19 protein-coding genes and 4 pseudogenes are annotated in these 23,493 nt (G+C 44.8%); 7 read left to right on the top strand and 16 right to left on the bottom strand.

The genetic code is table 11. The features are described 5' to 3' along the window. The first annotated feature begins 275 nt into the window (after positions 1-275). Positions 276-3,072 (top strand): annotated as a pseudogene (locus PKHYL_RS18180) (heavy metal translocating P-type ATPase). A gap of 100 nt (positions 3,073-3,172) precedes the next feature. Here PKHYL_RS18180 and PKHYL_RS11240 read toward each other — a convergent pair. Beyond that, positions 3,173-3,895: pseudogene (locus PKHYL_RS11240) on the bottom strand (Bax inhibitor-1/YccA family protein). A gap of 368 nt (positions 3,896-4,263) precedes the next feature. On the opposite strand from PKHYL_RS11240, the gene PKHYL_RS11235 reads away from it, so the two are divergent. Together PKHYL_RS11235 and PKHYL_RS11230 are read left to right on the top strand one after the other, a co-directional pair. Then, positions 4,264-5,172, top strand: a complete 909-nt coding sequence (locus PKHYL_RS11235) for an NAD(+) kinase (protein WP_237182806.1) — start codon at positions 4,264-4,266, stop codon at positions 5,170-5,172. Between the two features lie 83 nt (positions 5,173-5,255). After that, positions 5,256-5,567, top strand: a complete 312-nt coding sequence (locus PKHYL_RS11230; protein ID WP_240365180.1) for a YeaC family protein — start codon at positions 5,256-5,258, stop codon at positions 5,565-5,567. A gap of 80 nt (positions 5,568-5,647) precedes the next feature. Here PKHYL_RS11230 and PKHYL_RS11225 read toward each other — a convergent pair whose 3' ends face one another. The 7 genes and pseudogenes from PKHYL_RS11225 to PKHYL_RS11195 form a co-directional block, all read right to left on the bottom strand. Continuing rightward, entirely contained in the window at positions 5,648-6,022 is a 375-nt protein-coding gene (locus PKHYL_RS11225) for a HopJ type III effector protein (protein ID WP_071003534.1), read from the bottom strand. A gap of 164 nt (positions 6,023-6,186) precedes the next feature. Next, positions 6,187-6,354 (bottom strand): annotated as a pseudogene (gene csrA, locus PKHYL_RS11220) (carbon storage regulator CsrA); the annotation flags it as partial. Positions 6,355-6,765: 411 nt separating this feature from the next. Beyond that, complete coding sequence (locus PKHYL_RS11215) at positions 6,766-8,052, bottom strand: aspartate kinase (RefSeq protein ID WP_058024167.1); 1,287 nt, start codon at positions 8,050-8,052, stop codon at positions 6,766-6,768. A gap of 316 nt (positions 8,053-8,368) precedes the next feature. Beyond that, positions 8,369-11,041: pseudogene (alaS, locus tag PKHYL_RS11210) on the bottom strand (alanine--tRNA ligase). Between the two features lie 146 nt (positions 11,042-11,187). Continuing rightward, positions 11,188-11,706 carry a hypothetical protein gene (locus PKHYL_RS11205; RefSeq protein ID WP_240365179.1) on the bottom strand — a complete coding sequence of 173 codons (519 nt, stop codon included), beginning with the start codon at positions 11,704-11,706 and terminating at the stop codon, positions 11,188-11,190. Then, positions 11,669-12,250 carry a DUF389 domain-containing protein gene (locus PKHYL_RS11200; RefSeq protein WP_240365178.1) on the bottom strand — a complete coding sequence of 194 codons (582 nt, stop codon included), beginning with the start codon at positions 12,248-12,250 and terminating at the stop codon, positions 11,669-11,671. Before PKHYL_RS11200 ends, PKHYL_RS11205 begins: the two co-directional genes overlap by 38 nt. A gap of 17 nt (positions 12,251-12,267) precedes the next feature. After that, the gene (locus PKHYL_RS11195; RefSeq protein WP_240365177.1) at positions 12,268-12,825 is read right to left on the bottom strand and encodes a hypothetical protein; all 558 of its coding nucleotides are present in this window, start codon (positions 12,823-12,825) and stop codon (positions 12,268-12,270) included. Between the two features lie 365 nt (positions 12,826-13,190). Between PKHYL_RS11195 and PKHYL_RS11190 the strand changes: the two genes are divergently transcribed. Continuing rightward, entirely contained in the window at positions 13,191-13,403 is a 213-nt protein-coding gene (locus PKHYL_RS11190; protein ID WP_071003537.1) for a hypothetical protein, read from the top strand. A 160-nt stretch (positions 13,404-13,563) separates the two neighbouring features. Here the strand turns inward: PKHYL_RS11190 and PKHYL_RS11185 are convergent, their stop codons facing one another. Genes PKHYL_RS11185 through PKHYL_RS11175 form a run of 3 tightly spaced genes read right to left on the bottom strand, consistent with a single transcriptional unit; the run spans position 13,564 to position 14,967 of the window. Beyond that, on the bottom strand, positions 13,564-14,076 hold the full coding sequence (locus PKHYL_RS11185) for a L,D-transpeptidase (protein ID WP_240365176.1): 513 nt from the start codon (positions 14,074-14,076) through the stop codon (positions 13,564-13,566). After that, positions 14,066-14,266: a hypothetical protein gene (locus PKHYL_RS11180; protein WP_240365175.1), complete on the bottom strand. Its 201-nt coding sequence runs from the start codon at positions 14,264-14,266 to the stop codon at positions 14,066-14,068. The genes PKHYL_RS11185 and PKHYL_RS11180 overlap by 11 nt, the downstream gene beginning before the upstream one ends. A 5-nt stretch (positions 14,267-14,271) precedes the next feature. Then, positions 14,272-14,967: a hypothetical protein gene (locus PKHYL_RS11175; RefSeq protein WP_240365174.1), complete on the bottom strand. Its 696-nt coding sequence runs from the start codon at positions 14,965-14,967 to the stop codon at positions 14,272-14,274. Between the two features lie 339 nt (positions 14,968-15,306). Between PKHYL_RS11175 and prmB the strand changes: the two genes are divergently transcribed. Both prmB and aroC read left to right on the top strand, forming a co-directional pair. Continuing rightward, entirely contained in the window at positions 15,307-16,482 is a 1,176-nt protein-coding gene (gene prmB / locus PKHYL_RS11170; protein ID WP_071003538.1) for a 50S ribosomal protein L3 N(5)-glutamine methyltransferase, read from the top strand. A gap of 103 nt (positions 16,483-16,585) precedes the next feature. After that, positions 16,586-17,689 carry a chorismate synthase gene (aroC, locus tag PKHYL_RS11165; RefSeq protein WP_071003539.1) on the top strand — a complete coding sequence of 368 codons (1,104 nt, stop codon included), beginning with the start codon at positions 16,586-16,588 and terminating at the stop codon, positions 17,687-17,689. Positions 17,690-17,822: 133 nt separating this feature from the next. Here aroC and PKHYL_RS11160 read toward each other — a convergent pair whose 3' ends face one another. From PKHYL_RS11160 to PKHYL_RS11140, 5 genes are all read right to left on the bottom strand, one after another. Further along, positions 17,823-18,023, bottom strand: a complete 201-nt coding sequence (locus PKHYL_RS11160; RefSeq protein WP_212563687.1) for a hypothetical protein — start codon at positions 18,021-18,023, stop codon at positions 17,823-17,825. Between the two features lie 130 nt (positions 18,024-18,153). After that, the gene (locus tag PKHYL_RS11155) at positions 18,154-18,300 is read right to left on the bottom strand and encodes a hypothetical protein (protein ID WP_240365173.1); all 147 of its coding nucleotides are present in this window, start codon (positions 18,298-18,300) and stop codon (positions 18,154-18,156) included. Further along, a complete protein-coding gene (creC, locus tag PKHYL_RS11150) occupies positions 18,300-19,925 on the bottom strand; it encodes a two-component system sensor histidine kinase CreC (RefSeq protein ID WP_240365172.1) in 1,626 nt (541 codons plus the stop codon). The genes PKHYL_RS11155 and creC overlap by 1 nt, the downstream gene beginning before the upstream one ends. A 16-nt stretch (positions 19,926-19,941) precedes the next feature. Then, positions 19,942-20,721, bottom strand: a complete 780-nt coding sequence (locus tag PKHYL_RS11145) for a response regulator (RefSeq protein ID WP_071003542.1) — start codon at positions 20,719-20,721, stop codon at positions 19,942-19,944. A gap of 226 nt (positions 20,722-20,947) precedes the next feature. Beyond that, complete coding sequence (locus PKHYL_RS11140) at positions 20,948-22,318, bottom strand: glycerophosphodiester phosphodiesterase family protein (protein ID WP_071003543.1); 1,371 nt, start codon at positions 22,316-22,318, stop codon at positions 20,948-20,950. A gap of 420 nt (positions 22,319-22,738) precedes the next feature. Here PKHYL_RS11140 and PKHYL_RS11135 point away from each other — a divergent pair, with 420 nt between their 5' ends. Then, the gene (locus PKHYL_RS11135; RefSeq protein ID WP_071003544.1) at positions 22,739-23,410 is read left to right on the top strand and encodes an alpha/beta hydrolase; all 672 of its coding nucleotides are present in this window, start codon (positions 22,739-22,741) and stop codon (positions 23,408-23,410) included. The last annotated feature ends 83 nt before the right edge of the window (positions 23,411-23,493 follow it).

Below are 23,493 nucleotides of genomic sequence, written 5' to 3'. Positions count from 1 at the left end.
TACTTGTAATCAAGTATCAGCATCTTTCAATTGGGCTAATAAACGCCATGTAAGATAACAATCTATGATAAGTACCATGATGTATTTTGTATGAATCCGCCGTTGCTAGTTATTTGCTATTAGCCATTTGTTATCAATATTGTGCTACTAACAATAGTGATATTCATGTGATGAAAAGTGGCTCTGTTGCACGACGTACAGTACAGTCAATCAGAGCAAGTTTGCCTTAAATGAATGCATTTTGAGCAAGCCTGTCAAAGGAAGTAAGCGCGACTATGTCTAGTATCCCATCATCAGTATCATCTGCTACCAATCATCCTTATAAAGACAACTCCATCACTGATGGCTTGGTGCTACCCCTTGCTGATCACTGCTTCCATTGCGGTGATCCAGTGCCCAAGCCGCCGTTTCATACTGAGATTCTAGGCAAGTCGCGTGAGATGTGTTGTATGGGCTGTCAGTTAGCAGCTCAGAGCATCGTAGAGGCTGGTCTTGAGCAATATTATCTTGACCGTTCGGAGATTAACCGTACAGCAAGCTTACCGACCCAGCTGACGCGTCTTGAGATATATGATCATGACGAGATAAAGTCGCAGTTCGTATATGCGCAAGATGGGCTGTCGGTGGCGGAGCTGTCTGTTAATAATTTGCGCTGTGCGGCCTGTACATGGTTGATTGAGTCGCGTCTCGATGAGCTAGAAGGCATTAGTAAGTGTCAGGTGAATTTGACCAACCAGCGTATGCGGGTCATTTGGAATGAAGACAAGTTACCGATTAGCCGCATTTTAGCGGTCATCAATGAGATTGGCTATGATGCCAAGCCTTATCGGCAAGATACCCATGAAGCCATGCTGGCGCGTCATAACAACCAAATGCTATTGCGTCTTGGTATCGCGGCACTCGGTTCAATGCAGGCAATGATGTATGCCGTTGCGCTTTATTTTGGTGAATATAGCGACATGTTGATATTTCAGCGTGACTTTTTGCGTTGGGTGTCTTTATTTGTTAGTACGCCTGTTTTCTTTTATGCCGGTATTCCTTTCTTTACCTCCGCATGGTCAGCGATTCGTGCGCGCCAGGTCAATATGGATGTGCCTGTTAGCCTTGCTTTGATTATCACCTTCTTTGCCAGTTTATATGCCACCATTACTGGGCAGGGGGAGACATACTATGACTCCGTCAGTATGTTTATTTTCTTTTGCTGGCAGGACGCTATATCGAACATAATGCCCGTCTAAAAGCTGCGACCATGGCCAATGATCTGGTCGTAGTAGAGCCAGTATTGGTACAAAAAGTGGCTGAAGACAAATCAGCAGCAGAGCGTATTTTACAACTGCTGAAAGAAAGTGACTCTCAACAAGGTGACGCCATCGAAAATGAGGCAAAAAGGCATCAGATGCGACGACAGAAATGATGCCTAACTTTATGAAGGGTGTTGATGCCAATGTTCATCAGCTCACATCGGGTATTGCTCAAGATTGGCAGCAGTCACGTAATCAACAAAATGCGTTATCACAGGTAGAGGAAAATATAGCATCAAAGCAGATGGTGACGGCTCATAGCTTGCAAGTGGGTGACATTATTTTGGTTGAAGCGGGTTCTGAGATTATCAGTGACGGTATTTTGTTAAGTCCTACTGCAACAGTCTCGCAAAGCCTACTGACAGGCGAAGGTGATTTAATCATTAAGTCCCAAGGCGATTATATTGTTGGCGGTGCGCAAAACGATAGTCAGCCGTTTGAGATGTTAGTGACGGCATTACCAAAAGACAGTCAAATAGGGCTGATTGATAGACTGATGAACCGCGCCATGAGCGAAAAGCCTAAACTTGCACAGCAAGCAGATAAACTGGCACGTTGGTTTGTGGCGCGTATCTTAGTGCTATCAGTTTTAGTGTTTGTTGGCTGGTACATTGTCGATCCAAGCCAAGCTATTTGGGCAACGGTGGCAGTATTGGTTGCCACTTGTCCTTGCGCCTTGTCATTGGCGACGCCAATTGCCTTGACTGTTTCAACCAATCGTTTAGCCAGCTATGGTTTTTTGACGACGCGCGGGCATACGCTGCAAACATTGGCTGAAATTACACATGTTGCTTTTGATAAAACAGGTACGCTTACTTATGGGAAGCCAAATTTATTAAATATTGAGGTAATCGAGCCAGTAAACCAGACTGATTCTGATAACACAGCATCAACAGCACAAAAGATAAACTATTGGCAATCGCAGCTGCCCTAGAAGTAGGGGAGTCGTCATCCGATTGCACACGCGCTACTACCGCTGCCTATCAGTTACATCTGCCACCGACGAGGGCCATGCAGCATTATCCCGCAGGCGGGGTAGAAGCTATGATTGATGACATGGTATATCGCATTGGTCATGTGAGTTTTGCGTTAGATAAAACCAGTGGCAGTGCCAATGAGGTCAATACGAACAATGATTTGAACATTGACTTGGCGGCGCAGCGTGCCAGCTCCGCCGTTGTCTTGTCGAGCCAGAAACCTGATACAAAGGAATGGCAAGCGCTGGCGTGCTTTTATTTTAATGACAAGGTACGTGATAGTACCCAATCGATGCTCGATACGCTCAAAGGTCTAGGGATTGAGTCTGTGATGTTGACGGGTGATCCAAGCCCGCAAGCGCTCGTGATGGCTGAGAGTTTAGGCATGCAGACCGCTTATAATGGCTTATCACCGACTGACAAGGTCAACCATATCCAGCAGTTGCAATCTAAAGGCGCTGTCGTACTGATGGTGGGTGATGGCATCAATGATGCGCCAGTATTGGCAGCGGCAGATGTATCCACCCTCAATTGCCGGTGCTGCAGATTTGGCACAAGTATCTAGCGACAGTATTATCTTAAATGGGAAAATTGAGGCCATCACTGCGGCCAAACGTATCTCTGATAAAACCGAACGTATTATTAAGCAAAACTTCCGCTGGGCCTTGGCTTATAATAGTATCGTGCTGATACCAGCGGCTTTAGGGTATGTACCACCATGGCTTGCTGCTATCGGCATGTCACTTAGCTCATTGTTTGTGGTGTTAAACGCGCTACGCCTAAAGCGGGCTTAGTTGAACTATAGCTCTCAAAGTTTGCCCATAAAAAAACCGCCTGCAACTATCAATAGCTAAGGCGATTTTTTTTATACAGATTTACTATCGAATTATTTGATTAGTCTTGTAGATAGCTGAGCAGACGCATAAATTCGATATACATCCAAACTAGCGTGGCAAGAATACCAATGCTGAACAACCATTCGTAGTCTTCTGAGATACCCATAGCAACACCGCGATCGATATTGTCAAAATCTAATAATAGCGTAAAAGAGGCAATAACAATCACAAACAAGCTAAAGCCGATAGCGATAGCACCACCTTCAAACAAGAATGGCAAGGTTGAGCCAAATACTAGAGACAGTACCCACTGTGCTACATAAACTAGCATGATAGCGATAACGGCTGAGGTCACGATAGAACGGAACTTTTCAGTAACTTTTACCAAACCTGAGCGATACAGTCCTAGCATGACTGCTGCTGTGACGAAGGTCGCACACATTGCCGTGACTGGGACGGTTGGATACATTCTCATGAAAAATAATGAGATACCGCCCAAAAAGATACCTTCTAGCAAGGCATAAGGCACCGCCAACGTCTTTGCTTTTTGTGGTTTAAAGGTAATAAAAGAGCAAGAACAAACGCAGCAATCATGCTACCAAAGGCTGCCATGGTAATAAAACCTTGCGATAAACCTGCCATAAGCGCATAAAAGAAAAAAGCCCACACCAGTAATAGCTGATAACCCAAGTAACAGGCTGGTCTTTTGAATAACGCCTTTGACCGTCATTGGATTACCGCCGATCGCAAGTTCTGCGCGACTGACAATAGGATTGGCCATACATAAGTCCTTAATAATAAAATATAAAAATAGAGATGCTGCTACTTTAGCAAAACCGCCGTTATTGTCAACTGTGTTTGCGTGACAGCCGTTACAGCTCAACCTAGTAGTCTCAAAACCCAAGCAGACAAGCAAGCATGAGTAAGGCATCTGATATATTTTATATGGGGCCAGTTACGACAGTTAACAACGATAATTCATAAACATGCTAGTCTAAGCGCGCATTTATCGCTATTATTACCCTGTACTTCACCGTTATACCGAGTCGTTTTATGGAAAACTCAGCGCAGTCAGCAAGATTGCCACACTTACACGAGTCAGAGCTGTTCCACGCTATCAAAAATCCTGCTTTTAGGCGTATTGGCTTGATGGGCCGTGCTGGTAAACGCAGCGTCACGCGAAGTCTGGTACAGATTGCGCAAACCATCAATGAGATGAACTTGACGTTGATCATGGATGTACAAACAGCCAACTTACCAACGCTTAACCTCACAGAAGTAGAAAGAGTCAAAATCGTTAAGCGTGGCTTGATTGGTGAGATTTGCGATTTGGTCATCGTTGTTGGTGGTGATGGGTCGATATTGCATGCTGCTGAAGCATTGGCACGCTACCGTGTCCCAGTATTAGGGGTTAACCGTGGTCGTTTGGGGTTTTTGGCAGATGTAAAGCCCAACGAAGCGGCTTTTAAATTACGCCAAGTATTGATGGGCGATTATCAGCTGGATCATCGGTTTTTATTGACGATGGAGATACGAGAAGGGCGTAAAATCATTCATGAAGACATGGCGCTGAACGACATCGTACTGCATGCTGGTAAATCGGTACATATGATCGATTTTCAGATGAAGATTGATGGACATGATGTTTATAGGCAGCATAGTGATGGCCTGATAGCAGCGACACCGACTGGTTCAACCGCTTATGCTCTATCTGGTGGTGGCCCCATCATTCATCCAAGTATGGATGCCATCTGTCTGGTGCCCATGCATCCGCATACGTTATCTAGTCGCCCGATTGTTGTCAGTGGTAATAGTGAGGTCTGTATTCGTATTCATGAAGACAATCGTACGCAGCCGATGGTCAGCGCAGATGGCAAACCAAGCGTACCGCTTGAGCAAGAACAGCGCTTATATATTCGTAAGCATCCTGATAAGCTCACTTTACTGCATCCGCCTGGATTTGACTTTTATGAAGCCTGTCGTACCAAGCTGCACTGGAACGTACATGCCGAAGAATTCAGTCTGGATGTCGATGATGATATTATAGATGATGAATGAGCGTATCTATTAGAGCATGTTTTCAAATCGTCCAATAGCCATCAAAAAATATGATGAAAAAATAGTAGTGGAGAGTAGGCAAGATGGATAAACAAACAATATTAGCCAGTCTAACACCGGAAGTGGTTGATAAATTCCGCATGGCGATTGAGTTAGGTAAGTGGCCTGATGGTCGTAAAATTACCGCTGAGCAGCGAGAAACTTGCATGCAAGCGGTGATGATATGGGAGCACGAGCACCTACCACTTGCCGAGCGTACGGGTTATATCCACAAACCAGTAAAAGAGGACGGTTCTATCGTGGGCGCTGAGTGTGATGTCGAGCATGAGCATCACTATCCTAATATGCCGAACCCGAAAGAGGCGGTACAACCTGTGAAGTTTCGTAATAAATAGGACTATAAACAGTCAATAAAAAAGCCACGCTCATGAGCGTGGCTTTTTTACTTTATTAATTATTCAATCACGACACATATTTAAATTGCAGTTGTGTCGACACTAGGACGAATGGTTAATGGATTTTTTTGCATTAAAAATCCTTGCCAGCCCCAATGCAAAAAGTTGCGAATATTAGCATGGTCAGTACCGTTAGGCGTTGCTTGCACTTTGGCATAATGTTCGCCGAATAGTTTTAGCGTGTCCAGTTGATTCAAACCGTGATGCTTAGCGAATCCAAAAATCTTTGCACTGCCTTCGTTTTCGCCCGCTGCATTATGGACCATACCGTTGACAAACGGGGCAGGCGAATAGCGATAAAAATCATCGATAAAGCTGATAACATCATTGAATCCAATGGCTTTTTTATTCAAACCATTAAGTAGAGCCGATACATCTGATTGGCGGATACTCATAAATAAATGACCTCAGAGCAGTTTAAAAAATAAAAAATATAATGCTTATGTATGCTCATTAGTCGTTGAGCATTAAGTATTATAAATTAGCGATTGAAGTAGTCTTCGTCATCGAACGACGGCGAAAAATTGCCTTGCTCAAGATGTTGCATGTGCGACTGTACAGAGCGCTCATGCTGGATACGTTGATAAATCTCTTCGCGATGTACGGCAATATCTTTAGGTGCATTCACACCGATACGTACTTGATTGCCCTTGACGCCCAATACCGTCACACTGACTTCATCGCCGATCATTAGCGTTTCGCCCACACGGCGTGTCAAAATTAACATGCGTCACACTCCTTATGTCGCATCAACAGATTATTACTCATCAGATTACTTCTCAATTGCAGAACATCACCGCAGCACTCAGTAAGTAATATATCAATAATTACCATACTCGACATTGTGCAAACCACGGCAATGATAGGTAGATTCATTTAGCCCAAATGAAAGCCCATTATAGGTGGCATAACAGATACTGTCACGGTTTTTCACAAAACTATTAGGTAAATGCTCATTTCAACTATGCTAAAAAATAAAATAGGATCTAAAAAGATCCTATTTTATTTAAGTACTGTTTTTATTTGGAGGCTATTTGTTTAAACGAAACGCTATTTATTTACATACGATGCGAAGTTTTCAATAGCGGTTAATAGATAACCATCAATGCTAAAGCTGTATTTTAACAGTTTTTTGGCATTATAGCCCAGCGATTTTGCTCTCGCCGTCTTCACGGTCAAGACCAAAGGCAGTGTGCAGTGATTTGACCGCTTTTTCTAAGTGTTGGTCTTGAATCAAAACAGATACTTTGATCTCGCTGGTCGATATCATTTGGATATTGATATTGTTCTCAGCCAATGTTTGGAACATGAGGCTGGCAACTCCTGCGTGTGAGCGCATACCAACACCAACTAGTGAGACTTTGACCACTTCGCTGTTGCCTGATATTTCTTTGGCACCAATCTCGTCTTTGACTTCTTCATTAAGCACTTTTAGCGTCTTGTCCAAGTCAGTACGATTGACCGTGAATGTAAAGTCAGTGGTACCATTATCCGAGAGGTTTTGGACAATCATATCGATTTCGATATTGGCACGACCAATTGGGCTTAAGATAGCAGAGGCGATACCAGGATGATCGGGTACACCGCGTACTAAGATTTTTGCTTCGTCTCGGTTGAATGCGATACCTGAGATGATTGCCTGTTCCATATTGTCTCCTTCGTCTATCGTAATTAGGGTGCCCACGTTGTTTTGAAACTCTTGGTCAAAGCTACCGTCAGTGTTTTCATCAAAGCTAGATAGGACGCGCAGTGGTACGCCGTATTTGCCAGCGAATTCTACTGAGCGAATCTGTAGGATTTTGGAGCCAAGACTTGCCATCTCAAGCATTTCTTCAAAGGTGATTTTTTCAAGCTTTTTGGCTTTTGAGGTTACGCGAGGGTCAGTGGTATAAACGCCATCGACATCAGTATAAATTTGACATTCATCAGCACCCAAAGCCGCTGCAATCGCAACGCCTGTCGTATCAGAACCGCCGCGACCCAATGTGGTTGCATTGCCTTCTTCATCAATACCTTGAAAGCCTGCCACAATGACGATATTGCCGGCATCTAGCTGCTCGCGTATGTTTTTATCATCGATGCTTTCGATACGGGCTTTATTATGGGCGTTATCGGTTTTGATCGCGACTTGACGACCAGTCATTGAACGCGCACCAATACCAAGCTCTTTTATCGCCATCGCGAGTAGCGAGATAGAAACCTGCTCACCGGTTGAGACCATCTGGTCGTATTCACGTGGGTCAGGGTTGTTACTGATTTGGCGTGCTAGATCAATCAAACGGTTGGTTTCGCCGCTCATGGCTGAGACCACGACCACGACTTGATGACCATTGTCATGCCAGCGTTTGACGCGTTTGGCGACGTTTTTGATGCGGTCGATACTGCCCATCGAGGTGCCGCCGTATTTCTGTACTATTAACGCCATAAAAATCTACCTATTATTCATTAATGACCTTTTATTCTCATGGATCAGTCTCAATGCGACACGTGTCCATGCGTGTATAGATAAAGCCAGATTGTAAGAGTTATGCCCTATATGTGTCATTCGTTTATTGGTACTGCATCAACTGTCATGAATGAGCAATATTGTCAAACGTTGACCTTTATACCATATCTACTGCATAACTTTAAGTATCAGTACCGCTTAGATGTATGGCGATTGGTTATAGTTGCTATAACCAATCACGTATCTTATACCCAGTAAACCAGAGTAAGGCGCTGAGTTACTGGGCTTTTTATGATTAGCTAAGCTGGGTTTCAATCCAAGCAGGTAGGGCATTGATGACCGCAGTACTGTTGTCGGACTTCGGCGCGCCGCCCTGTGCGTAGTCAGGCTTGCCGCCACCTTTACCACCAAGCTCACTGGCTAAATGACGAATGATATCACCCGCTTTGATTGTAGCAGTAACAGATTTTGCGACACTCGCGGCTAGTGCTAATTGGTCATCTTTATCACCAATCAATACAATCACACTATCAGGCAGTTTTGATTTGATATCATCCATCAGCGTACGGATGGATTTACCATCGATACCGCTTAAGGTGCTGAGAAGTACGGGCGTATCTGCAATAGTCTGCACATTATCGAGTAAGTTGGCAGCTTGAGCGCTGGCGATTTTTTGCTCTAAGCGCTCTAGTTGTTTTTCAAGCTCGCGTTGCTTATCTGCCATGGTACGCACACGCTGGGCAACTTCAGGACGTTTGACCTTTAGCTGGCTTGCCAACTCGCTTAGTTGCTGCTCGCTTTGCTGAATGTTTTTGACCGCGTTCATGCCCGTGACGGCTTCAATACGGCGAATCCCCGCAGCGATACCTGACTCGCTGGTGATTTTTAGCATACCGATATCACCAGTGCGCTGTACATGTAAACCGCCGCAAAGCTCGATAGAAAATGGCTTGCGCTGACCATCGACGATACGATCTGTACCCATGGTTAGTACGCGAACGTCAGTGCCGTACTTTTCGCCAAATAATGCCATCGCGCCTTGATTCATGGCTTCATCAATCGACATGTGTTCAATACGAGCAGGAGTGTTGGCTTGGATTTGCTCATTGACGAGACGCTCTACTCGCATGATTTCAGCAGCACTGACAGGCTTATCATAAGCAAAGTCAAAACGTAAGACGTCGCTTGAGACTAATGAGCCTTTCTGCGTGACTTCATCACCCAAGACTTCTCTTAGTGCTGCATGTAATAGATGAGTAGCAGAGTGGTTTTTGGCACTGGCTGCACGAATGCTTGAAAGCACGTGGGCATCCGCCGTTTGCTTGGGTTTGATATCACCCATGGTCACCACACCATAATGAATGATGGCTTGACCAGATTTTTTGGTATCTTGTACTTCAAAGACACCTGATTCGGTACGGATTTCACCAAGCTCACCCACTTGACCACCGCCTTCGGCGTAAAATGGCGTACGATCAAGTACCACAACGCCTTCTGTGCCTTCCGTTAAGCTATCTGCTGGGTTGCCATCTTGATAAAGCGCGTCGATGGTCACGCCTTCTTCTTCAAGTTGCTCATAACCAACAAAGACGGTTGGCGTCTCGACTTGGATGACGCTGCTGTAATCGACATCGAACTTACCTGCATCACGAGCACGTTCGCGCTGTGCTTGCATGTGCTCATCGAACTCCGCTTCATCAATAGCAATACCGCGCTCACGCGTGATATCCGCGGTCAAATCGATCGGGAAGCCATAGGTGTCGTAGAGTTTAAAGGCCGCTTCGCCAGATAGCGTATCGCCATCTTTTAGACCTTCAAGCTCGCTGGCAAGCAAACGCAGACCTTGTGCCAATGTTTTGGCAAACTGCGCTTCTTCTTTTGAATCGCATTTTCGATCACGTTTTGTTTTTCTACTAGCTCTGGATAAGCACTGCCCATTTCAGCCACGAGCGGTGCGACCATTTTATAGAAAAACTCACTATCAGCGCCAAGCTTGTTGCCATGACGTACCGCACGGCGAATGATACGGCGCAATACATAGCCACGACCTTCGTTGCTCGGTGTGACGCCATCAGCAATCAAAAAGGCCACAGCACGGATATGGTCAGCAATGACTTTTAGTGAAGACTGCTGTTCATTGTCAATCTCTAAGATCTCAGCTGCCGCATCCATCAAATGGGTAAACAGATCGATCTCATAGTTACCATGGACGCCTTGCATGATAGCACTAATACGCTCAAGCCCCATGCCAGTATCGACACTGGGCGCAGGTAGCGGCAATAGCGTGCCGTCTTTTTGGCGATTGAACTGCATAAAGACGCAGTTCCAAATCTCGATGTAGCGATCGCCATCTTCTTCTGGCGTACCGGGCAAGCCGCCTTCTATCTCAGCGCCATGGTCATAAAACACTTCGGTGCAAGGGCCACAAGGACCGGTGTCGCCCATGGTCCAAAAATTGTCTGAGGCGTACGGTGCCCCTTTGTTATCACCGATACGAATGATGCGCTCACTTGGCAGACCAATGGTTTTGTGCCAAATATCAAAGGCTTCGTCATCAGTCTCATAAATGGTGACATACAGACGATCTTTATCAATCGCGAGCCACTGATCTGAGGTCAAAAACTCCCAGATATACTCGATACCTGCTTGCTTGAAGTAATCGCCAAACGAGAAGTTACCAAGCATCTCAAAAAACGTATGATGGCGGGCAGTGTAGCCAACATTGTCCAAGTCATTGTGCTTACCGCCAGCACGGACACATTTCTGCGAGGTCACAGCACGTGTGTAGTCGCGCGGCTCCATGCCCAAAAAGGTTTCTTTAAACTGATTCATGCCGGCATTGGTGAATAACAATGTCGGATCATTATGCGGAATCAAGCTAGACGATGAAACTTGGGTGTGCTGCTTGCTTATAAAAAAAATCGATAAAGGCTTGGCGAATATCGGCTGAGCGAAATGGCTGGCTCACAGCGGCTCCTTACTGACGGATAGAATTGAGTAAATGACATAAAATAATTTTGCAAGCGATTTTAGCACAAACGCCTAAGCTCTTGGTACAAGAGTTACAACTGCTCGTTATAGTCCATTCATGATTTGCCGCTCATATAGGGTGCATCATGGTGAATTGGTCAAAATTACCGCATCAGTCTCATCAAGCTTGTCTTTGATTAATGGATCAGACTCAATGACCTGCACTGGCAAGTAGCGCAATTGCAATTTAATAGGCAAGTATTTGGGGAAGTTTTCTGCCATGTCTTTGGTAATCACATCCTCTATCTGCTGCACATCTTGTGAATTTGGACTGGTCTCACCGCGTACCACGGCACGAATGATTTGAAACGCATTATTCTTATCAAATTGTATGTTGGTCAGTACGTTACCTTGATCGATAAAATGTTCATTAATTGCTTCTTTGACATTGTTTTCAAAGGTCTGCTGCTTGGCATTGCTATTGAGGTTTAGAGTAAGATAAATGCCCAAGCCGACCAGTAACAATAGGGTGACGGCATTTCGACGGAAAAATATCAAATAGGTGCCCGATTCATAATCATCATCGACCAAGCGCCTGAAGCCTAAAAACCACAGTACCATGGCATTAGTAAACTGAATGGCAATGATGTTGGTCAGGGCCAATAAGGCAGCACCTAGCCCCATCTGTATCCTCGCCATTGGCAAATAAAATGCCACTGGCCGCGAGTGGTGGCACCAAGGCGGTGGCTACAGCAACCCCAACAACGGCGACGGACAGGTGCGGAGACACCATCGCATATGCACCAGCCGTACCGCCAGCCAGTGCAATCATCAAGTCCATAGACGTGGGCTGGGTACGAGACAAAATCTCATTGGTCAGCGGTTGACCTTGATGCAATAGACCCACCACAAAGCCGACCAATATCACCAAAAATACCCCCGCTAACACGGTGAGCAACGACTTACGCAACAGTGGCATACGGTAGTCAATAATCGCTAGGGCGACACCTGTAATCGGACCGAGCATCATGGCGACCAACATCGCGCCAATAACCACTGCGGCTGAATTGGTCACCAAGCCATAACTGGCAATAATGGCTGATAGCGTGTTCATTACAAAGTACATTTTACTTGGTAGGGCGTTGGCCTCGATCGTGACACGGACTTCAGGATAGTCTATCTTTTGATCGCTAAACTGCTCGGCCACGAATTGCTTGTAGGATTCTAGCTTGGCTTCTTTTCATCTTTGATCTTTTCTTCTTCTGACTGTTGCTTGTCGTCATCACTCTCCACATTTTCACCACTAGTGTTTGTCGTTGTAGACTCTGTGGTTAGATGATCATCGACGTCAGCAACGGCAGGATCATTTTCATGGATACTATGATCGATCGAAATGGATTCGACAGGTTGGCTAACATGAGTGTTGGGCGCTTCGGAAGTGTCTGGATCTTCTTGTGTTTGATGAAAAGCCTCAGACGCTGTCTCTGATGCGTGAGCGGCTGTGTCTGCGTTTGGGCTGGATAATTCAGATTGATCTGAGTCATCATCAGGCGCGTCTAGCGTGGCAATGACGACATCAGGCTCTGGTGAGGTCATGACGATTTTTGTTTCAGAAAGCGACTCCTCTTCACTGTTTTCGGTTGCATACTCCTGTTCAGTGGTCTGTTCTGGTTCATGGGCATCATCGATCTTTCTCTCAGATGTCTCTTTTGTCATATCAGATGAAATCTGAGAAGCGGTATCTGGTTTTTTTTGTTGTGACGTATTATCAGAAGCGGTCATAGCAATTGGGCTTTATTAGTCAGATGAAATAAAACCATTATTGTAATGAAAAATAAGGGATAAGCTGTCTTTTTTTTGTGCAAAAGCAAAGTGCTAGACATGACATTGGGCAAAATAGAAAGAGGTATCGTAGTAAGGGTATGATCGAGGGGCTGAATGTAAAGTGGAATCGGAGTAAAAATTTATAGGAAATGAGTATTAATGAAGATAGCGAAATATGAGTGAGAAATACCCTTATGTTAACATGGGTTTTAGAATAAGTCAGCCAAAATGTATGAGGCTGGCGTCTATATTAAATACTTACCTTTAGTAGGGGATATGGCGTATAAAGTAACTATACCCACACATAAAGTAAGGATTAAGTCATGAACTGGCCATTATTTGCTGTCATTTACATCATAGCAGGCACTGTCACCACAGGGATTGTCATCATCGGTACGCTCATTATGGGTTTCGATGAGATCGCGCATATGCAAATAGCGGTCGCAGTGGGTGCAGCGGCGTCTATTCCCATCACCATGTTCTTTGCCAAAAAAATCGGTAGCATCACTGGTAACGAAGATGGTCATAAAGCATGACGGATGATCAGATTTTGGCTTGATGCTCAGATGATGTTGGTTTTAGTAGTAAAAACGCTAAAGCGTCGTTAAACGTAAAAAAAGACCTCAATAGTGAGGTCTTTTTTGGTAGTAAGTGCTGACTTGGTAATAAATGCTGATAGCGATCTAGGTTAGAGCGTTATTTAAGCTCAACGGTTGCGCCATTTTCGATATTGGCATAAACCTCAAGCACATCCCAATTGGTCAAGCGGATACAGCCATGTGAGGCTTGGCGACTGATACCTTCAGGTTTTGGTGAGCCATGTAGGCCATATGACGGTTTAGATAAGCCCATCCATACCACACCGACTGGATTGTTTGGTCCTGGTGGCAACATATGGATTTTTTTCTGAGCGCCTTCACCGACTGTGGCTTTATACCACGGCATTTTGACTTTATTGACAATCTTATAAGTACCATGTGGTGACGGCGTGTCATCACTACCAACGGTCGTTGGGTAAGTCGCTACCAGTTGGTTACCATCATAAGCATATAACGTTTTATCAGCTTTGTTAGCGACCACGCGGTTGATTCGCTTGTTTAACGCACCACGGGTATTTAGTACAGTGATGGTCTCACCAGCTTTGTATTCTTTGTTCTTATTGAGTTTATCCAAATAGCGCACATCCATATGGAAGCGCTCACCAAGCATCTCTTTGATATCCCTGATAATACAGCCCTTTCATTTTTGACTTGGCTTCTGCACTAGCAGGCGTGGTGGCAAAGTTGGTATTAATATCATCATCAGTCAACGTATAAGTGACAAGCACAGGTTTGGTTGCAGGAATGTTCTTAACCAAGGCATCCCACGTTTTTTGATCCATTCTACCTGTGGTTGGCAAGCCTTTCATCGCTTGGAAGTTAGTAAGGGCTTTTTGCTGTTCATACCCCAGCCACCATCGATAGGACCAGGAGAGGCATGGTTCCAATCGAGCAACGCTTGCATTTTGATCGTCATGGCTGAGTTGACTTTCATGTTAGGCGACCAGACAGCGTTATTGACTTGTTGTGCGTAATTTGACAAGTTTAATGTGGTATATCTCTTACCATCTTTATCTTCGATATTTTTGATGGTTGGATCATCACTGAAGTCTTGACGCTTTTCACTCTCCGGTAACTCAAAGGCGAGTGGATCAGATGAGTCGATAGAGGAGACATCGCTGGGTGCAGCGACCGCTTGGCCTTCGCTGATATCATCAGTGCTATCTGACTGCTCATCTTTACGCGTCAACTCAGCAGCGCTCATATTGTCAGCAGCGGGTGCTGGCGTGCTATTTTGAGCATCTTGCTTAGTGTTGATCAGCTGGTTCATGCTATCAACGGGTTTTGCGTTCTCTGTATTTAACTGTACAGTAGCAGCACCATCTGAGCGACTACGATTTTCTTGCACATTGAGGCTCACCTTTTGAGCAAGGCCTGGCATGGCGTTTGCTGTTCGTACTGGCAATGTGCGAGTATTATCGGCAGTGGCGGCAAGTGCGCCAACGCTGGCACTCATGGCAGCGATAGATATAGCAGTAATAATAGGCTTTATTTTCATCATATTGAATCACTTGTGGTTGCTACTAATGCGGCTATTATGCGCATAATTTGGTTGCTTCGCAAACTTTTGGTCTATCTTTTGCATTTAGAGTGGGTTAAACGTCAACTGCTGACGTATTCGCTACAGTTGAGTAATATTTTAGCCAAAATGTGTACGGCGACAGGCAGGCTGCTTACGCAAACTCCTCATTATTTTCACTATTTTTTGTTTTAGTAAAAATGACAGTGATTGGCGCTATTTGGCGTTTACGTCTATAATGTATGATTAATTTTTTATTAATAGATCGATTGTTAGCAACAAGCCATTTAACCTGCTAATAGTTAATCCATAAGGTGCGATATGTCAGAAGACCAAACAATGAGTGCAGAAGAGTTTCAAAACCAATACTTCAGTGATGATGAGTCTAAGGGCTTAGAAGGTGAGATGGAGTATGATCTAGAAACTGGACTTCTTGGTGAGGATGGCGAACTTGCTAACTTACATGCCGAGTTAGAAGAAGCACGCGAGCAGCTAGTGAGTATTCGCGACTTTATTCGTTTTTCCGTCACACAATTGCGTAACTATGATGTGGTTGTCGCGCAAGGCACGACCGATGAGTTTGCAGAAGCCTCAGCCATTGTGTTGCATTCGTTGTCTTTAGATTGGTCAGCCAATGAGCAGATTTTAGACTGTCGTTTGACCACGTCAGAGAAGCAGGCAGTGCTAGGACTATTAGAAGAGCGCATCGCTGAACGTAAGCCGCTGAGCTATCTGATTAACTTGTCGTATTTCTGTGATTTGCCTTTTTATGTGGATGAGCGCGTGCTTATCCCGCGCTCGCCAATCGCAGAGTTGATTCGTCAGCAGTTCCATCCTTATTTTGAAGTTACTGAACTCGCCAAACCACTGGGTGTTAGCCCGAATGAAAAGTCAGCAGTATTTTATGATCATGGCTTGGATGTGAAGCAGTTGTCGCAGCCTGAGCGTATCTTAGACTTGTGTACTGGCTCTGGTTGTATCGCAATCGCGCTTGCTACCCGTTTCGTTGATGCGTTGGTTGATGCTATCGATATCGATAAAGGCGCGCTGGACGTGGCAATGGTCAATGTCGATCATCATGACCTTGGCCATCAAGTGAACGTAATCGAGTCTGATTTGTTTGCCAAGATACCTGCTGAGAACCAGTATGAGCTTATCGTCACCAATCCACCGTATGTCGATGCGGCTATCATGGCAGATTTGCCACCTGAGTTTTTATATGAGCCTGAGCATGCATTAGCCGCGGGTCAAGACGGCTTGGATTTGGTACATCGTATTTTATTTGAAGCGCCAGATTACCTTAGCCCAGATGGTTTGCTGGTCTGCGAAGTGGGCGACAGCGAATGGGCATTAAAGCAAGCCTATCCTGAGATTCAGTTTGATTGGTTGAAGTTTGCACATGGCGGACATGGGGTTTTTGCGATTACTTATGATGAATTGGTAGCCAATCGTCAACTGTTTGCCGCTTATGTGCAACTATTAGATAGCATGCAATAGTTGAGTGTGGGTCACAAAATCGAGCATATAAAAACTGATCAGCGATAATCATAAAAGGTTGGTCGAACAACCATCAGTCGCGTTTACTTGTTTAAGGACAATTATGGCAGGCAATAGTATTGGGCAGGTTTTTACGGTCACCACTTGCGGTGAGTCACATGGCGCAGGACTGATGGCCATCGTTGATGGCGTACCACCAGGTTTAGCATTATCTGCAGACGATTTACAAGTAGATCTGGATCGTCGCAAACCGGGTACGTCTAAGTATTCAACCCAGCGCCGTGAGTCTGATGAAGTTGAGATTATCTCTGGCGTATTTGAAGGCAAAACCACAGGGACATCCATCGGTCTATTGATTCGCAATACCAATCAAAAATCAAAAGACTATAGCGATATCAGAGATACCTTCCGTCCTGGACATGCCGATTATACTTACAGTATGAAATACGGCTTTCGTGATTATCGTGGCGGTGGTCGCTCGTCAGCGCGTGAGACGGCTATGCGAGTGGCTGCTGGTGCTATCGCTAAGAAGTACTTACAAGAACAGCTGGGCGTACAAATTCGTGGTCATGTGACCCAAATCGGCAATGAGCATAGTAACGTTCTAGATCCGAGTCAAATTGACTGGGAATTTGTCAATAGCAATCCGTTCTTCTGCGCAGACAAAGAAGCGATTGGCCGTTTTGAGACCTTGATTGACAACTTGCGCCGCGAAGGCACCAGTTGCGGTGCACGCCTTGATATCATTGCGAGCGGTGTACCCGTAGGTCTGGGCGAGCCAGTATTTGATCGTTTAGATGCCGATATCGCTCATGCGATGATGAGTATCAATGCGGTCAAAGGGGTTGAGATTGGCGATGGTATGGCAGTGGCAGGTCAATTTGGACATAGCGCTCGTGATGAGCTGACCCCAGATGGGTTTGCAGCCAATCATGCGGGCGGTGTCTTAGGCGGTATCTCATCAGGGCAAGATATCCGTGTCAGTATCGCGCTTAAGCCAACGTCTAGTATTACCACCGCTGGTAAAAGTATCAATACCCAAGGTGAAGCAGTCGATATGCTCACCAAAGGCCGTCATGATCCTTGCGTCGGTGTGCGTGCCACGCCTATTGCCGAAGCGATGCTAGCGATTGTAGTGCTCGATCACTATCTGCGTCACCGTGGTCAGAACGCGGATGTGAAGCCGCCAGTACAATCGATTACTTAGTATTTTGCTCTAAAGCAATCAGCCCTTTGTTGTTTCCAGTAGTTTGATACTAGAAATGATAAAGGGCTTTTTTATGTCCCAATAAAATACAGGGGTTACCTAAAAACAATCAACGTGCTGAGCGAGCAAGATATCAGGCTGCCAATCGATATTCATCAATAGCTACACATTGCTGATGCCGAAAGACCAGTAATAATTGCTGACTAGGAATCGCTAGCCAATGTCCAAACTCAATACTACCGACACCTTGGCTGGATAGTATCTGCGCGCAGTGATGACGACTGAGGCCGATTAGGTGCTTGATCATAGGATCATCAGTTAATTGACGTGACATAAATGTTCTCCTTCTAATCTGCTTTACAAATTTGATGGTTCAATAGATCTTAGTGCTATCGTAAAATAAAGAAGTAGAAATCCTGTGCAGTCATGATGGAAAATTGATGAACTGTTATCAATGCTTATTCTTAAGCCAGGGGCAGGGTAATACTAACCATCACACCAGAACGCTGATTTTTACCAGTATGATTTTTATCAGTGCCAATTTTATTATCATTAGCATGGATATTATCAATAGTTACCTGACCGCCATGATGCTCAATGACTTGCTTCACTAAAGTGAGTCCAAGACCGGTACCTTTTTGAGAATACTATCGGACTGTTTTGAGTCAGCTTTGTGATGTGCTGAACCTGTATCTAGCGTATAGGTTGTATTCTGATTTTTCACTTGCTGAACAGAATGGCTTTGATGAGATAGGCTAAAATAACGCTCAAAAGCTTTTTCAATAGCATAATCAGGCAATAGCTTTCCATCATTAAATATATCGATGATTACCGTTCGCGCTGTGCTGTGCAACGAGATATCAACAGTGTTATCAGCAAAATGAATGGCATTATCCAGCACATTTTGTAAGACTTGTACCAACCAAAATTGGTCAGCAAACACACTGGTAGAGGCCAATAATTCTGCTGGTAAGTTTGTAGTGTTTGTCATGTGCTGATCATCGATGTATATATCGATAGGTTGTAGATTCTGCTGTTGCTGCTTAGCGGTATTGTCTTTTATTAGACTCTGTAATAATGGCAGTAGCGGCGTTAGCTGACGACTGAGCTTAAAAGTAGGCTGTTCAACTTTCGCAAGCAACAGTAGTCGGTCGATGAGCTGCTGCATTTTTACGCTTTGCTCACCAACCGTCTCAATGAGCATCTGCCGATCCTCTTTATCAAGCGTATGACCATCTAGTCCATCATCTTCTAACAGCTCACTACTGGCGCGAATGGCGGTTAAAGGGCTTTTTAACTCGTGAGTGAGTGTATGCACATAATCAGTGACATAAGCACGATTCTCTAGTCGATGCTTCATAGTCTCAATGGTATCTGTCAGGCTGTTTAGCTCATGACCCAGATAAAAATAGGGCTTTTTGGTGTCTTCTGCCAGCGAACTGGTATATTGAGTCACTAAGGTAATACTTTGCTTGAGCCACCATGCGATGAGACCTGCTAAAATGAGGGCAGCCGTGCTGATAAATAGCACTGTGATCAGCATGCGGTTACGTGTGTCGTCCAAATAAGGTAGCACGCTGGCGACAGGTTTGCCGACGCTGACCACGCCGATAATCTCGCCAGACATATTCTTTATTGGCTGTGCGACATACATGACCGAGCCATCACGCTGCTGGTTATCCCGCAGCGTACTTCTTGCACCGTACTGACCTCTTAATGTGAGATAGACATCATTCCAGCGCCCATAGTTTTGTCCCTCATTATTATCAGGTTGGGGTAGCGAATCATAAATGACCCTGCCGCTGCTGTCTGTTACATATACCCGAAAGCTACTATAGCTTTTGGTTTGATTGACAGCGCCTAAGTGCTCGTTAGTCGCCGGTATGCCCACAAATGCAGTATCGAGCTGTGCTTGATACGCTTCATCGTATAGCTCGCCCGTAGCCAATGGCACTTGCAGGCTAGCGGCTAGTAATTTACTGGTGTCTAATAGCGTGTCTTCGATGACCTGCTGGGCGGTTGGCTTAACGTAGCCAAATAATTGAGTAAAAACAACAATGCCACAAATGATGAGTACCAAAGCGACCGCCAGCCAAATCCTAAAAAATATACTTAAATTGAGCAGTCGTTTACGCTTAGGAGTTTGCTGCACAGTACCAATGGGATGCAATTTGGCATACCAATTGTTTTGGTCGTTATGAGTATCGCTCTCAGCATTATTGGCATTATGATTCATAAATTAGCAGCTATTATTAAGCTGGACATAATGCGTAACCCAGTCCACGATGTGTATGAATGACTTCAATACTCGTATCAATAGTCGCAAGTTGCTTACGAATCGACTTGATATGGCTGTCTATCGTGCGTGCTAGGCGATGATCAGGATAATCACTAACTGCGTTAAGCAGCTGCTCACGGCTAAAGACTTGATTCGGTGCTTGTAATAAGGTGAGTAAAACTTTGCGCTCGGTGTTACTAAGTTCCAGCTTTTGCTCTTGCCACGTTAATGAATAATTAAGCGGCTGATAGTGCCAAACGCCGGATTGGTTTTCAAACGTTAATGCTTGTCCTGATAGATTATTCGAGGAGGTGCTGTCAGTGCTGTCATTTGAGCTTACGGTATGAGAGCCTGACTGTTGAATCAGCTGTTCACGTCGCCAAATGGCTTTTAGGCGTGCGACCAATTCACGTGGACTAAAGGGTTTGGCACAGTAATCATCGCCACCCATCTCCAACCCTAAAATACGATCGACCTCATCGCTACGTGCAGTCAAAAATACAATAGGCAAGTCTTTTAAGGCGTCGATATCAGGTGTATGACGTATTTGTTGGCACAGACTCAGACCATCGCCATCTGGCAGACCGACATCCATAATGATCGCCGATAGATCTTGTGCTTCATGACTATGCAGCATGGGTAACACACTACTGGCATTATCCAGCCAAGTCATCTGCCAGCCTTCGCGCTTGCAGGTAACCTTAAGCGACATCGCGATCGCAGGATCATCTTCTACCAGTAAAATATGGGTCATAGTCTCTACATCATCTTATAATCTTAGTAAATTATCGTAGCACAAAACAGCAGGATGCTCCTGCTACTAGGAACCGAATGGTGTGAAAAGTTAATGGAAAAGTAGGGTGCTCAGTAGATGGTTTTCGGTGTAATCATTTTAATGCATTTAACAAAAAGGCCAGCTCAATGGATAAGCTAGCCTCGGTAATACAAACTAAGCGTGATTATCTATTAATAGACTAAATCTATTTAAGACCTTTGCAATTGGCGTAATAGCTTACCGTAGCGGGCCAGTCTGAAAAAATGCCTTGGACACCGACATCCTGCGCTAGTACGTCAATATAATTCATCATATCACCATCATTGTTGATAGCATCTCCAAGACCGCTATAGTACCAATCGCCACCGTCGGTTAATGGTCCTGAACGCTCTATCGACCACGTAATGATTTTTAGACCATTGGCTTTGGCTTGTTTTGCGTATTCTGATGGTTGCATATTGCCTTTACCGTCAGTAGTGACTAATAACCAAAGCGCCGGTGCAATGGTATTGATGCCGCGTGCTTTGATATCAGCCAATGAATGTCTCCAAGTGCTTGCGTCGTTTTTATTAAAAGTTTTATCGTCAGCGGTCTCATTGCTGTCATCAATCAGATAGACGGCATTAGCCCCATAAGCTGGCTCGTTTTTGATCCAGTAATCCAGATCTTCTATATTGAATGACTGGGCAAATACATCACTTGCAGGCACGCCCGCTGCCTTATAAGTATCTATCAGCTGTTGGCGATAATCGTCTAAACGATAGCCATTAAACGGCATGGTCACGGCTGGTGCTTTTAGCTCAGGCGTGTGCTTCATGCCTAGCTGGCGTGCCAATGCGATATGCTCTTTTAACGTCAATACCTGACCATTTTGTGAATACAAGTCCGTTCGCCACGGTGCGGTTGCATTCATATACTCGCTAATACTGGTTGCTTTTTTATTGGCAGCATCCATCTTACCCGTCAAGGTTTTAAATTGAGCGGCACTGATATCTGAGGTGCGACATTCGATACTATCGGCATTGGTAAGTTTACCCTGAGCATCCAATACAGGCGGTACGGTACATTGCTTGGCCAGCGGCGTGGTCAAAATATTAGTCGTGGTGTGCAAATCGTTTTGGGCATGACGACAGACAAGCTCACCGTCATTGGTAAATGCAACATCACATTCTAAGATGCCAGCACCCATTTGTGCTGACGCCACGTAACTATCATAAGTATGTTCAGGTAGCTGTAATGGCGCACCTCGATGCGCAATAGAGAAGTCCGTCTTACTTGGTAGTTGCCCCCTGCACGCCTGTAGCTCTTGTTTTAGTGGTCCCTCATCCATATCATTTATCAGATAAAACGGACGCACGCCATAGGTATATGCGACAGGTGAGGACGGTTGCGGCTGTGATTGCAGTTGCGCTATTGATGAAGAGGCTTTTGATGTGAGTGTTGAGCGGCTATCAGTAGTGCAGCCTACTATTAGTAATGAGGTGACAAGCGTTAAAGGTAAGGCGAGATGAATCTTATTGACTTTAGCCAGCGTGTGCTTACTCAGCTCAAGCGCTGATTTATTAGAAATTGTCATGTAAAATGTTCCTGCAAAATTATAAAAAATCCCATCGGACGTAGGGATAGGGAATTAAAAGATTAGCGTTTGACTATTGGTTGCTACTTGCTGTTTGCTAAAAGAAACTAAAGGCCTTGCATTCTTGTATGAGCTTAGTTTTGTAAGAACTTAACATTAATGCAGATACAATTGTAGGAAAATGTACTAAAGAGTAGACAGTTGACAGTATATAAGCTTGATAGTACTGGGCTTATCGGTCATAAAATCATACGTGTCTTCTTATACTGTTCTCATTTTCGCTATTGTCCATTTAGTACCCTCACTATTGACATATTCTCAAACTAACAGATGATATTGACCATATAATGACACATACATTATTTTGACAAAAACATAGAAATGCTTAGGGCATATCTCACTACATTATTAAGGATAACTATGAGTAACTATTTAGACGCCGTCGTCGTTGAGCACAATCCCTCTCAAAAAAAGATAGATCGCGCGGTGATTTGGCTACACGGCTTAGGTGCTAGCGGTCATGATTTTGAGCCAGTTGTGCCGCAGCTTGGCTTGGCTGATGATATGGCAGTACGTTTTATCTTTCCACATGCACCAAAACGCCCAGTAACCGTAAATGGCGGCATGGTGATGCCAGCATGGTACGACATCATAGAGATGAGTCTGGAGCGCAAAGTAGATGTGGCTCAGATTGAAGAGTCTGCTCAGCAGATACAAGATTTGATTAGCCGTGAGATTGAGCGCGGCGTATCACCAGAGCACATCGTTATTGCCGGATTTTCGCAGGGCGGGGCGGTGGCGTATCACGTGGCACTTGGCTACCCAGAGCGCTTAGCTGGCTTGATGACGCTCTCCACCTACTTAGCGACCAATGACAATATTGAGTATAGTGCTGCCAATAAAGACATGCCGATTCTGATTGAGCATGGTACGCATGATCCAGTCGTGCCTGTCATCCTAGGCGAGCATGCGCAGCAGTTATTGACGAGCAAAGGCTACAACGTTGAATACCATACTTACTCGATGGCACATCAAGTCTGTATGCCGCAGATTCAAAATATCGGCAAATGGCTAAACACCGTCTTGGCTTAAGATGATTCGCTGTAACGTAATGTAATAAGGGTTATGTATAGGTTGAAAAACCATCAATAAATCCTATATAATAGTCAGTCTTA

Origin of the sequence: Psychrobacter sp. KH172YL61 (assembly GCF_007182895.1) — a bacterium.
Classification (GTDB): domain Bacteria; phylum Pseudomonadota; class Gammaproteobacteria; order Pseudomonadales; family Moraxellaceae; genus Psychrobacter; species Psychrobacter pacificensis.
Note: the sequence above shows the minus strand (reverse complement) of the source record. Positions and strands in the feature narration are given on the sequence as shown.

Bases quoted from the DNA above. Each gene is read 5' to 3' on its own strand.
- PKHYL_RS11235 (WP_237182806.1), top strand. From the start codon at position 4,264: ATGGGCCGTGCTGGTAAACGCAGCGTCACGCGAAGTCTGGTACAGATT.
- PKHYL_RS11230 (WP_240365180.1), top strand. From the start codon at position 5,256: ATGGATAAACAAACAATATTAGCCAGTCTAACACCGGAAGTGGTTGAT.
- PKHYL_RS11225 (WP_071003534.1), bottom strand. From the start codon at position 6,022: ATGAGTATCCGCCAATCAGATGTATCGGCTCTACTTAATGGTTTGAAT.
- PKHYL_RS11215 (WP_058024167.1), bottom strand. From the start codon at position 8,052: ATGGCGTTAATAGTACAGAAATACGGCGGCACCTCGATGGGCAGTATC.
- PKHYL_RS11195 (WP_240365177.1), bottom strand. From the start codon at position 12,825: ATGACCGCTTCTGATAATACGTCACAACAAAAAAAACCAGATACCGCT.
- PKHYL_RS11190 (WP_071003537.1), top strand. From the start codon at position 13,191: ATGAACTGGCCATTATTTGCTGTCATTTACATCATAGCAGGCACTGTC.
- PKHYL_RS11185 (WP_240365176.1), bottom strand. From the start codon at position 14,076: ATGCTTGGTGAGCGCTTCCATATGGATGTGCGCTATTTGGATAAACTC.
- PKHYL_RS11175 (WP_240365174.1), bottom strand. From the start codon at position 14,967: ATGATGAAAATAAAGCCTATTATTACTGCTATATCTATCGCTGCCATG.
- prmB (WP_071003538.1), top strand. From the start codon at position 15,307: ATGTCAGAAGACCAAACAATGAGTGCAGAAGAGTTTCAAAACCAATAC.
- aroC (WP_071003539.1), top strand. From the start codon at position 16,586: ATGGCAGGCAATAGTATTGGGCAGGTTTTTACGGTCACCACTTGCGGT.
- PKHYL_RS11160 (WP_212563687.1), bottom strand. From the start codon at position 18,023: ATGTCACGTCAATTAACTGATGATCCTATGATCAAGCACCTAATCGGC.
- creC (WP_240365172.1), bottom strand. From the start codon at position 19,925: ATGAATCATAATGCCAATAATGCTGAGAGCGATACTCATAACGACCAA.
- PKHYL_RS11145 (WP_071003542.1), bottom strand. From the start codon at position 20,721: ATGACCCATATTTTACTGGTAGAAGATGATCCTGCGATCGCGATGTCG.
- PKHYL_RS11140 (WP_071003543.1), bottom strand. From the start codon at position 22,318: ATGACAATTTCTAATAAATCAGCGCTTGAGCTGAGTAAGCACACGCTG.
- PKHYL_RS11135 (WP_071003544.1), top strand. From the start codon at position 22,739: ATGAGTAACTATTTAGACGCCGTCGTCGTTGAGCACAATCCCTCTCAA.